The organism is Pseudomonas sp. B14(2022) (genome assembly GCF_012030485.1).
Taxonomy (GTDB): Bacteria; Pseudomonadota; Gammaproteobacteria; order Pseudomonadales; family Pseudomonadaceae; genus Aquipseudomonas.
Genome location: NZ_JAAUVM010000021.1, coordinates 112,224 through 125,383 on the forward strand (window position 1 = coordinate 112,224; position 13,160 = coordinate 125,383).

General features: G+C 65.2%; 1 protein-coding gene. It reads left to right on the forward strand.

Annotated elements, in window-relative coordinates:
• Positions 1 to 26 precede the first annotated feature (26 nt).
• Positions 27 to 12,923, forward strand: coding sequence for a non-ribosomal peptide synthetase (locus HCF10_RS24895; protein WP_167656615.1), 12,897 nt, complete (start codon positions 27 to 29; stop codon positions 12,921 to 12,923).
• Positions 12,924 to 13,160 lie beyond the last annotated feature (237 nt).

A 13,160-nucleotide genomic window follows, 5' to 3' on the forward strand; every position in this document is an offset into this window, starting at 1 on the left:
GTAAGCCGATTTCAGGCAGGAACCCCATGATGGACGCCTTCGAACTTCCCCGCACCCTGGTCGAGTCCCTTCAACGTCGCGCCGCGCAGACCCCGGACCAGGTCGCCTTGCGCTTCCTCGCCGAGTCGGCCGAGCACAACGTGGTGCTCAGTTACCGTGACCTGGACCAACGCGCCCGCACCATCGCCGCCGCCTTGCAGGCCAACGCCGAGTTGGGCGACCGCGCGGTGCTGTTGTTCCCCAGTGGCCCGGACTACGTCGCGGCGTTCTTTGGCTGCCTGTACGCCGGGGTGATCGCGGTACCGGCCTACCCGCCGGAGTCCACCCGCCGTCATCACCAGGAGCGCTTGCTGTCGATTATCGGTGACGCCGAACCACGCCTGCTGCTGACCATCGCCAGCCTGGCCGATGGCCTCGCGCAGATCGAAAACGCGCCGCCGGTGCTGAGTGTCGACACCCTCGAAGCACAGATCGCCGGCGCCTGGAGCGCCCCCGACCTGCACCCCGATGACATCGCCTTCCTGCAATACACCTCTGGCTCCACCGCGTTGCCCAAGGGCGTGCAAGTCAGCCACGGCAACCTGGTGGCCAACGAAGTGCTGATACGGCGCGGCTTTGGCATCGACCTGAACCCTGACGATGTGATCGTCAGCTGGTTGCCGCTGTACCACGACATGGGCCTGATCGGCGGCCTGCTGCAACCGATCTTCAGCGGCGTGCCGTGTGTGTTGATGTCGCCGGCCTACTTCCTCGGCCGGCCGTTGCGCTGGCTCGAAGCGATCAGCGAATACCGTGGCACCATCAGCGGCGGGCCGGATTTCGCCTACCGCCTGTGCAGCGAGCGGGTCAGCGAGACGGCCCTGGAACGCCTGGACTTGAGCCGCTGGCGCGTGGCCTATTCCGGCTCCGAACCGATCCGCCTCGACACCCTGGAGCGCTTCGCCGAGAAGTTCGCCGCCTGCGGGTTTACCCCGAATAATTTCTTCGCCTCCTACGGCCTGGCCGAAGCCACTCTGTTTGTCGCCGGCGGCCGGCGTGGCCATGGCATCCCGGCGCTGCGCGTCGACGAGCAGGCCCTGGCCGCCAACCGCGCCGAGCCGGGGCAGGGCAGTGCGATCATGAGTTGCGGCACCCGCCAGCCGGAACACGCGGTACTGATCGCCGACCCGCACACACTGGCCGAGCTGGCCGACAACTGCGTCGGCGAACTCTGGGCCAGCGGTCCGAGCATCGCCCACGGCTACTGGCGCAACCCGGAGGCCAGCGCCAAGACCTTCGTGCAGCATGCCGGCCGCACCTGGCTGCGCACCGGTGACCTGGGCTTTATCCGCGAGGGCGAGGTGTACATCACCGGTCGCCTGAAAGACCTGCTGATCGTGCGCGGGCACAACCTGTACCCCCAGGACATCGAACAGACCATCGAGCGCGAAGTGGAAGTGGTGCGCAAGGGCCGGGTCGCCGCGTTTGCGGTGAATGACCAGGGCCTGGAAGGCATCGGCATCGCCGCGGAAATAAGCCGCAGCGTGCAGAAAATCCTGCCGCCTGAAGCGCTGATCAAAGCTATCCGCCAAGCCGTGGCCGAGGCCTATCAAGAGGCGCCGTGCGTGGTGGTGTTGCTCAACCCCGGCGGCTTGCCCAAGACCTCCAGCGGCAAGGTGCAGCGTGCGGCGTGCGCGCTTCGGCAGGCCGACGGCAGCCTCGACTGCTACGCGCAGTTCCCCGATCTGCACGCGCAGGCAAGCGCTGTTGCGCTGGAATCCGAACTGCAAAGCCAGATCGGGGCGATCTGGTGCGAGCAGTTGCAGGTCGCCACGGTGGCGGCCGACGATCACTTCTTTCTGCTCGGCGGCAACTCCATCACCGCCACCCAAGTGGTCGCGCGCCTGCGCGAAACCCTCGGCCTGGAGCTGAACCTGCGCCTGCTGTTCGAGGCGCCGACGCTGTCTGCATTTGCTGCCAACGTGGCGCAACTGCAACAGGACGGCGGCATCGCCCAAGGTGCTATTCATGCCTTGTCACGCCAGGAAGAGCTGCCGCAATCCCTGGCCCAGAACCGCCTTTGGATCACCTGGCAACTGGACCCACAAAGCAGCGCCTACACCATCCCCGGCGCCCTGCGTTTGCGTGGCGAACTGGATGAAGAGGCGGTGCGCTCAAGCTTCCAGCACCTGATCCAGCGTCACGAGGCCCTGCGCACGCGCTTCTATGAACGTGATGGCCAGGCCTTCCAGCGTGTGGATGCCCACAGCGATTTCGACCTGCAAATCATCGACCTCAGTGATTTGCCCGCCGCCGAGCGTGAAGCCCGCGCGCAACAGATCCGCGAGGACGAAGCCCGCACCCAGTTCGACCTGGAAAAAGGCCCGCTGCTGTGGGTGACCCTGGTGCGCCTGGACGATGAGGATCACCAGTTGCTGGTGACCCTGCACCACATCATCGCGGACGGCTGGTCGTTGAATATCCTCATCGACGAGTTCTCGCGTCTGTACGCCGCCGCACGCCAGGGCCAGGCCCTGACGTTGCCGTCACTGGCCTTGCAGTACGCCGACTACGGCAGCTGGCAGCGCCAATGGCTGGCCGACGGTGAAGGCCAGCGCCAACTGGCGTACTGGAAAGCCCAACTGGGGGACGAGCACCCGACCCTGAGCCTGGCCACCGACCACCCGCGTGCGGCCCGGCAACGCCACAGTGCGTCGCGCCATAGTGCGCGCCTGAGTGTCAGCCTCAGCGAAGCGATTCGCCAGACTGCCCAGGCCAACGAGTCCACGCCGTTCATGCTGTTGCTGGCGGCGTTCCAGACCTTGCTCTACCGCTACAGCGGCCAGCGCGATATCCGCATCGGCGTGCCCAATGCCAACCGCCCGCGCCAGGAAACCCAGGGCCTGATCGGCTTCTTTATCAACACCCTGGTGCTGCGTGCCGAGCTGGACGGACGCTTGCCTTTCACTGAGCTGCTGGCCGCCACCCGCGAGACTGCACTGGGCGCCCAGGCCCACCAGGACCTGCCGTTCGAGCAACTGCTGGAAGCCTTCCCGCAAGCCCGCGAACAGGGCCTGTTCCAGGTCATGTTCAACCACCAGCAACGTGACCTCAGCGCCTTGCGCCGCCTGCCGGGCATGCTCGCCGATGAGCTGCCCTGGCACAGCCGCGAAGCCAAGTTCGACCTGCAACTGCACAGCGAAGAAGACCGCAACGGGCGTTTGAGCCTGTCCTTCGACTACGCCGATGAACTGTTCGACAGCGCGACCATCCAGCGCCTGGCCGAGCACTTCATTCACCTGCTGCAGGCCGTGTGCGAACAACCGCAACAGGCCATCGGCGACCTCCAGCTGATGCAGCAGGACGAACAGCCAGCGTGGAGCCAGGCGCCGTGCGCACCGGCTCAACACTGGCTGCCCGAACTGCTCAACCAACACACCTCGGACGCCACCGCGCTGGTCTGGCAGGACGGCAGCCTGACCTTCGCCCAACTGCACACCCAGGCCAACCGCCTGGCCCATTACCTGCGTGACAAAGGTGTCGGCCCGGACGTGTGCGTGGCCATCGCCGCCGAGCGTTCGCCGCAGTTGCTGGTCGGCCTGCTGGCGATCATCAAGGCCGGTGGCGCCTATGTGCCGCTGGACCCGGATTACCCTGCCGAGCGCCTGGCCTACATGCTCAAGGACAGCGGCGTGCACCTGCTGCTGACCCAGACCGCGTTGCTGGACCGCGTGCCGAGTGCCGAAGGCGTGTGCGTGATTGCCATGGACACCCTGCACCTCGACGGTTGGCCGACTCAGCCACCGGGCCTGCACCTGCACGGCGACAACCTCGCCTATGTGATCTACACCTCCGGCTCCACCGGCCAGCCCAAGGGCGTGGGCAATACCCACGCGGCGCTGGCCGAGCGCTTGCAGTGGATGCAGGCTACCTATCAACTGAATGACAGCGACGTGCTGATGCAAAAGGCACCGATCAGTTTCGACGTGTCGGTGTGGGAGTGCTTCTGGCCGCTGATCACCGGCTGCCGCCTGGTGCTGGCCGGTCCTGGCGAGCATCGCGACCCGCACCGCATTGCGCAGTTGGTGCAGGCGTACGGCGTGACCACGCTGCACTTTGTGCCGCCGCTGTTGCAGCTGTTTATCGACGAACCGCTGGTGGCCGAGTGCACCAGCCTGCGTCGCCTGTTCTCCGGTGGCGAGGCCTTGCCCGCCGAGTTGCGCAATCGCGTATTGGCGCAGTTGCCGGCGGTGCAATTGCACAACCGCTATGGCCCGACCGAGACGGCGATCAACGTTACCCACTGGCATTGCACTGCCGAGGATGGCGAGCGCTCGCCGATTGGCCGGCCGCTAGGCAATGTGATCTGCCGCGTGCTGGACGAGCAGCTCAACCCGTTGCCGGCCGGTGTGCCGGGTGAACTGTGCATTGGTGGCATCGGCCTGGCGCGCGGTTACCTTGGGCGTGCCGGTTTGACCGCCGAGCGCTTTGTTGCCGACCCGCTGGGCGAGGCCGGCGCGCGCCTGTATCGCACCGGTGACCGCGCACGCTGGAGCGCGGATGGCCTGCTTGAATACCTCGGCCGTCTCGACCAGCAGGTCAAGCTGCGTGGCTTCCGGGTGGAACCGGAAGAAATCGAAGCGCGCCTGCTGGCCCTGAACGGCATCGCCCAGGCCGTGGTGCTGGTGCGTGACGCGCAGTTGATCGGTTACTACACCGCCCATACCGCGCTGGACGAACAGGACGTAAAAGCCGCTCTGGCCGCCGAGTTGCCGGAGTACATGGTGCCCGCGCAACTGATGCGCCTGGACGCGATGCCGCTGAGCCCCAGCGGCAAGCTCGACCGTCGCGCGTTGCCGGCGCCGGTGTGGCAAACCCGCGAACACGTCGAGCCCGAAACACCCTTGCAGCAGCAGGTTGCAGCGATCTGGCGTGAAGTGCTGGGCGTGCCCCGTATCGGCCTGCGCGATGACTTTTTCGCCCTCGGCGGCCACTCGTTGCTGGCCACGCAAATCATCTCCCGCACCCGCCAGGCCTGCGACGTCGAACTGCCGTTGCGCACCTTGTTCGAAGCCAGCGAGCTGGGCGCTTTTGCCGAGCAAGTCGGCCTGATCCAGGCCAGCGGCCAACGCAACCAGCAAACCGCAATCGCCACCGTCGACCGCAGCGTGCCGGTGCCGTTGTCGTATTCCCAGCAGCGCATGTGGTTCCTGTGGCAGATGGAACCGGACAGTCCGGCCTACAACGTCGGCGGCATGGCGCGCCTGCGCGGTGTGCTGGATGTGGCGCGTTTCGAAGCGGCGTTGCAGGCATTGATCCTGCGCCACGAAACCCTGCGCACCACCTTTCCGAGCGTCGACGGCGTGGCCTGTCAAAAGGTCTCGGCGCAGACCGGCCTGCGCATGGATTGGCAGGATATTTCTGCACTGGACGAAAGCGCACGTGAGCAGCGTCTGCAGCAACTGGCCGATGTTGAAGCCCACACGCCGTTCAACCTGGAGACCGGGCCGCTGCTGCGCGCATGCCTGGTCAAGGCCGGTGAGCAGGAACACTACCTGGTGCTGACCCTGCACCATATCGTCACCGAAGGCTGGGCCATGGACATCTTTGCCCGTGAACTCAGCGCGCTGTACGAAGCGTTTATCGATGAGCGCCTGTCACCGCTGGCGCCGTTGCCGGTGCAGTACCTGGACTACAGCGTGTGGCAACGCCAATGGTTGGAGTCTGGCGAGCGCCAACGCCAGCTGGATTACTGGACCGCGCAACTGGGCAGCGAACACCCGTTGCTCGAATTGCCCGGCGACCGTCCGCGGCCACCGGTGCAAAGTCACCGGGGCGAGCTGTACCGCTTCGACCTCAGCGACGATCTCGGCGCTCGTGTGCGTGCCTTCAACGCCGAACGTGGCCTGACCCTGTTCATGACCATGACGGCCACCCTGGCGGTGTTGCTCTACCGCTACAGCGGCCAGACCGACCTGCGCATCGGCGCGCCGGTGGCCAACCGCATTCGCCCGGAAAGCGAGGGGCTGATCGGGGCGTTCCTCAACACCCAGGTGCTGCGTTGCCAGCTCACTGGGCAGATGAATGTTGCCGAGCTGTTCGAGCAGGTCCGCCACACCGTGATCGAAGGCCAGTCCCATCAGGACCTGCCGTTCGACCATCTGGTGGAAGCCCTGCAACCGCCACGCAGCGCGGCGTACAACCCGCTGTTCCAGGTGATGTGCAACGTGCAGCGCTGGGAATTCCAGCAGAGCCGCCAACTGGCCGGCATGACCGTCGACTACCTGGCCAACGATGCCCGCGCGACCAAGTTCGACCTCAACCTGGAAGTCACCGACCTCGATCATCGCCTGGGTTGCTGCCTGACCTACAGCACTGATTTGTTCGATGAACCACGCATTGCGCGCATGGCCGAGCATTGGCGTAACCTGCTCGAAGCGTTGATCGCCAACCCGCAACAATGCCTCAGCGAACTGCCGTTGCTGAGCGCCACCGAGCAACGTGCGTTGCAGGACAGCCTGGGCGTGGAAGCCGGCGAGCATCGCCTCGACCAGTGCATCCATCAACTGTTCAGCCAGCAGGCGCTCAAGCGTGCGCAGGCCCCGGCGCTGACCTTTGCCGGTGTCACCCTCACTTATGCCGAACTGGACGCCCGCGCCAACCGCCTGGCGTGGATGCTGCGCGAGCGCGGCGTCGGCCCGCAGGTGCGTGTCGGCCTGGCGCTGCCGCGCTCGCTGGAAATGGTCATCGGCCTGCTGGCGATCCTCAAGGCCGGTGGCGCCTATGTGCCGCTGGACCCGGAATACCCGCTGGACCGCCTGCACTACATGATCGAAGACAGTGGCATCGGCCTGTTGCTCAGTGATGCGGCGATGTTCGAAGCCCTCGGCGAATTGCCGGCGACCGTGGCCTGCTGGTGCCTGGAAGATGACTTGCCGGTGCTGGCGAATTACCCCGTCGGCGAGCTGCCGTTTATCAGCGTGCCGCAGCATCAGGCCTACCTGATCTACACCTCCGGCTCCACCGGTAAACCCAAGGGCGTGGTGGTGTCCCACGGTGAAATCGCCATGCATTGCCAGGCCGTGATCGAGCGCTTCGGCATGCGCCCGGACGATTGCGAGCTGCACTTTTATTCGATCAACTTCGACGCCGCCACCGAGCGTTTGCTGGTGCCGCTGCTCAGCGGTGCGCAGGTGGTCCTGCGCGCCCAGGGCCAGTGGGATGCCGAGGAAATCTGCGGGCTGATTCGTACCCATCGCATCAACATCCTCGGTTTTACCCCGAGCTACGGCAGCCAGTTGGCGCAGTGGCTGGCGACCCAGCAGCAGACCTTGCCGGTGCGCATGTGCATCACCGGCGGCGAAGCGCTGACCGGCGAACACGTGCAGCGTATCCGTGCGGCGTTCCAGCCCGAGGTGTTTTTCAACGCCTACGGCCCGACCGAAACCGTGGTCATGCCCCTGGCCAGCCTCGCGCCGCAGCAACTGGAGGAGGGCGCCGCCAGTGTGCCGATCGGCAGCATCATCGGCGACCGCGTGGCCTACATTCTCGACGCCGACCTGGCACTGGTACCGCAAGGCGCGACCGGCGAGTTGTATGTCGGCGGCGCCGGTCTGGCCCAGGGTTACCACGAACGTCCGGGGATGACGGCCGAGCGGTTTGTCGCCGACCCGTTTGCCGCCGCTGGCGGTCGCCTGTATCGCACCGGCGACCTGGTGCGCCAACGCGCCGATGGCCTGGTGGAGTACCTGGGGCGCATCGACCATCAGGTGAAGATTCGCGGTTTCCGGATCGAGCTGGGCGAGATCGAAACCCGCCTGCTGGAGCACGCCGCCGTACGTGAAGCGGTGGTGCTGGCGCTGGATTCGCCGAGTGGCAAGCAGCTGGTGGCGTACCTGGTCAGCGACGCCGACCACGCCACCTTGCGTGACGCGCTCAAGGCCCATCTCAAGGCACAACTGCCGGACTACATGGTGCCCGCGCACCTGATCGTCCTCGACAGCATGCCGCTCACCGCCAACGGCAAGCTCGACCGCCGCGCCTTGCCGCAACCCGACCCCGAGGCCAATCGCCAACACTACGTGGCGCCGCGCAACGAGCTGGAAAGCACCTTGGCGTCGATCTGGTGCGCGGTGTTGAACGTGCAGCAAGTCGGCCTCGACGATAACTTCTTTGAACTGGGCGGCGATTCGATCCTGTCGATCCAGGTGGTCAGCCGCGCACGGCAGGCGGGGATTCATTTCAGCCCCCGCGACCTGTTCCAGCACCAGACCGTGCAAACCCTGGCCGCGGTCGCCACGCGCGCCGAGCAGATCATCGCCGAGCAAGGCGTGCTCACCGGCCGCTCGGGCCTCACGCCGATCCAGCACTGGTTCTTCGACACCGATATTCCTGCGCGTCAGCACTGGAACCAGGCGCTGGTGCTCAAACCGCTGCAACTGCTCGACCCTCATCGCCTGGAGCAAGCGCTGCTGGCGGTACTGGAACACCACGACGCCTTGCGCCTGAGCTTCACCCGGCGCGATGCGCAATGGCATGCCGAACACTTGGCCGTGCCCCAGGGCGGCGTGCTGATGCAGGCGCAAGTGCGCGATATGGCGCAGTGCACCGCGCTGTTCACCGACACCCAGCGCAGCCTCGACCTGGAACACGGCCCGCTGTTGCGCGCCTTGCTGGTGGATGGGCCGCAAGGTCAGCAACGCTTGCTGATCGCGATCCATCACCTGGTGGTGGACGGTGTGTCGTGGCGCGTGTTGCTCGAAGACCTGCAAAACGTTTACCGCCAGCTCAGCGACGGCCAGTCCGTCAGCCTGCCGGCCAAGACCAGCGCCCTGCGTGACTGGGCCGCCCGCTTGCAGGCGTATGCCGGCAGCGAATCCCTGCGTGAAGAGTTGAGCGTGTGGCAGGAGCGGTTAGCCGGTCCTGACGCGGTATTTCCCGTGGCCCGCCCGCACGGTTCGCGGCGCAATCGCGATGCCGATACGGTCAGCGTGCGCCTGGATGCCGAACACACCCGCCAGTTGCTGCAACAGGCGCCAAGCGCCTACCGCACCCAGGTCAACGACCTGCTGCTGACTGCCCTGGCACGTGTGCTGTGCCGCTGGAGCGGGCATGATTCGGCGTTGATCCAACTGGAAGGCCATGGCCGCGAAAGCCTGTTCGATGAAGTCGACCTGACCCGCAGCGTCGGCTGGTTTACCAGCGCTTACCCGCTACGCTTGACCCCGCACGTGAGGCAGGGCGACTCGATCAAGGCGATCAAGGAACAGCTGCGTGCTGTGCCCCATAAAGGCCTGGGTTATGGCGTGCTGCGCTACCTGGCGGACGACGCGTGCAAACAAAGCATGGCCGCGCTGCCAAGCGCGCAGATCACCTTCAACTACCTCGGCCAGTTCGACCAGAGCTTCGGCGCCGATGCGCTGTTCCATCCGCTGGACGAATCGGCGGGCCTGGCCCATGACCCGGACGCGCCGCTGCCCAACGAGCTGAGCGTCGACAGCCAGGTGTACGGCGGCGAATTGGTGCTGCGCTGGACCTTCAGCCGCGAACGCCACGACCAGCAGACCATCCAGGATCTGGCGCAGGCCTACCTGGCCGAACTGCAAGCGTTGGTCGCCCATTGCCTGGAGGACAACGCCGGCGGCCTCACGCCGTCCGACTTCCCCCTGGCCCGCCTGACCCAGTCGCAACTGGATGCCTTGCCGGTACCGGCCAGCGCCATCGAAGACGTGTACCCGCTGACCCCGATGCAAGAAGGCCTGCTGCTGCACACCCTGCTCGAACCGGGCACCGGCCTCTACTACATGCAGGACCGCTACCGCATCAACAGTGCCCTCGACCCCGAGCGTTTCGCCCAGGCCTGGCAAGCGGTGATCGCCCGCCACGAAGCCTTGCGCGCCTCGTTCTGCTGGAACGTCGGTGAAGACATGCTGCAAGTGATTCACAAGCCGGGTAGCACGCCGATTGAGTACCTGGACTGGAGTGCCGATCCGGAAAGCGAACAGGAACCGCGCCTGCAAGCGCTGCTCAAGGCCGAGCGCGAAGCCGGTTTCGATCTGCTCAACCAGGCGCCGTTCCACCTGCGCCTGATCCGCGTCGGCGAAGCGCGCTACTGGTTCATGATGAGCAACCACCACATCCTGATCGATGCCTGGTGCCGTTCGCTGCTGATGAATGACTTCTTTGATATTTACATGGCCCTCGGCGAAGGCCGCGAGGCACAACTGGCTACGCCGCCGCGCTACCGCGACTACATCGCCTGGCTGCAACGCCAGAACCTCGCCGAAGCACGCCAGTGGTGGCAGCAGAACCTGCAAGGGTTCGAGCGCACGACGCCGATCCCGAGCGACCGGCCGTTCCTGCGCGAACATGCCGGCCACAGCGGCGGCATGGTGGTGGGCGACTGCTACACCCGGCTCGACGCCCGTGACGGTGCGCAACTGCGCGAACTGGCCCAGGCCCATCAACTCACCGTCAACACCTTTGCCCAGGCGGCGTGGGCGCTGGTGCTGCGGCGCTTGAGCGGCGACCGTGACGTGCTGTTCGGCGTCACCGTGGCCGGGCGCCCGGTGGAAATGCCCGAGATGCAACGTACCGTCGGCCTGTTTATCAACAGCATCGCGCTGCGGGTGAAGCTGCCCGAGGACGACCAGCGCTGCAGCGTACGCCAGTGGTTGAGTGCGTTGCTCGACAGCAATATGCAACTGCGAGAGTACGAATACCTGCCGCTGGTGACGATCCAGGAACACAGCGAGTTGCCCAAGGGCCAGCCGCTGTTCGACAGCCTGTTCGTGTTCGAAAACGCCCCGGTGGAAGTCTCGGTACTGGACCGCGCCCACAGCCTGAATGCCACCTCGGACTCCGGCCGCACCCACACCAACTTCCCGCTGACTGCCGTGTGCTATCCGGGGGATGACCTCGGCCTGCACCTGTCCTACGACCAGCGTTACTTCGACGAAACCACCGTGCAAGGCATGCTTGGCGAATTCAAGCGCCTGCTGCTGGCGCTGGTGCAGGGCTTCCACGGTGATATGGCCGACCTGCCGCTGATGGGCGAGCAGGAGCGCGCGTTCCTGTTGGACGGCTGCAACCAGAGCGAACACGCCTACCCGCTGGAGCGCAGCTATGTCGAGTTGTTCGAAGCCCAGGTGAGCGCGGATCCGCAGCGTATCGCCGCCAGCTGCCTGGACCAGCAATGGACCTATGACGAGTTGAACCGCCGCAGTAACGGCCTGGGTCATGCGCTGATTGCGGCAGGCGTCGGCCTGGACCAACCGGTGGCGTTGCTGGCCGAGCGTAACCTGGACCTGCTGGGCATGATCATCGGCAGCTTCAAGGCCGGCGCCGGTTACCTGCCGTTGGACCCGGGCCTGCCGAGCCAGCGCCTGAGCCGCATCATCGATATGAGCCGCACGCCGCTGCTGGTATGCACCGAGGCGTGTCGCGAGCAGGCCATCGAGCTGCTGGACGGCGTCGACTGCCAGTTGCTGGTGTGGGACGAAGTGCCTGCCCGTGGGGAAAATCCGGGCATCTACAGCGGCCCGGATAACCTCGCCTACGTGATCTACACCTCGGGCTCCACCGGCCTGCCCAAAGGCGTAATGGTCGAACAGCGCGGCATGCTCAACAACCAATTGAGCAAGGTGCCGTATATGGACCTGACGCCAGCGGATGTGATCGCCCAGACGGCCTCGCAAAGCTTCGATATTTCCGTGTGGCAATTCCTCGCCGCGCCGCTGTTCGGTGCGCGGGTGGATATTGTGCCGAACAGCATCGCCCACGATCCGCAGGGCTTGCTGGCGCACGTCCAAGCACACGGCATCACTGTGCTGGAAAGCGTGCCGTCGCTGATCCAGGGCATGCTCGCCCAGGATCGCATCAGCCTGGACGGTTTGCGCTGGATGCTGCCGACCGGTGAAGCGATGCCGCCGGAGCTGGCGCACCAGTGGTTGTTGCGTTACCCGGATATCGGCCTGGTCAACGCCTACGGCCCGGCGGAATGTTCGGACGATGTGGCGTTCTTCCGCGTCGATCCGGCGTCCACCCGTGGCACTTACCTGCCGATTGGTACGCCGACGGACAATAACCGTTTGTACGTAGTGGATGGCGCGCTGGAATTGGTGCCCCAAGGGGCGGTCGGTGAGCTGTGTGTGGCCGGCACCGGTGTGGGCCGCGGATATGTCAGCGATCCGCTGCGCACCGCCCAGGTGTTTGTGCCGAACCCTTTCGGCGCACCGGGTGAGCGCCTGTACCGCACCGGCGACCTGGCACGGCGGCGCAGCGATGGCGTGCTGGAGTACGTCGGACGTATCGACCATCAGGTGAAGATTCGCGGCTACCGCATCGAACTGGGTGAAATCGAAGCGCGCCTGCACGAACAACCGGAGCTCCGCGATGCGGCAGTGGGCGTGCACGAAGGCGCCAACGGCAAGCATCTGGTGGGTTACCTGGTGGCCGCCGACGAAGCCCTCAATACAAGCGAACGCCTGGACCGCATCAAGCAACGCCTGCGCGCCGAACTGCCGGAATACATGGTGCCCCTGCACTGGCTATGGCTCGAGCGCCTGCCGCTCAACGCCAACGGCAAACTCGACCGCAAGGCCCTGCCGGAACTGGAGATTGGGCAGTTGCACAGCCAGGACTACCTGGCGCCGCGCAACGAACTGGAAAACACCCTGGCCGCGATCTGGGCCGAGGTGCTGAAAGTCGAAAGGGTCGGCGTGCAGGACAACTTCTTCGAACTGGGCGGCCACTCGTTGCTGGCCACGCAGATTGCCTCGCGCGTGCAGAAGACCTTGCAACGGGACGTGCCGCTGCGGGCGATGTTCGAGTGCAGCACGGTGGCGGAATTGGCCGAGTACATCGAGGGGCTGGCGGCTAATGAGATCAGTGCGGAGAAGGTGGATCGGTTGAGTGATTTGATGGCGGAGTTGGAAGGGCTTTAATCTCCGCTGGGTTTGGGTGAGTACATATCCGTTGCTGCGGTCACGGCTACCTATGGTTCCGCCCTTACGGCGGGTCACTTTTGGAAGAGCGCCAAAAGTAACCAAAAACGCTTCGCCGGTATGACTCACCCACATGGGTTACAAATCAGTTCACACACATAGGTAACAGTTTTTAACTGGCAGGGTCGATTTCGCGAGGATCTGACCATGCCCTGGAGAGAGCTGAAACCTATGGAC

Coding starts and splice junctions, on each gene's coding strand:
- HCF10_RS24895 (WP_167656615.1), top strand. CDS start 27: ATGATGGACGCCTTCGAACTTCCCCGCACCCTGGTCGAGTCCCTTCAA.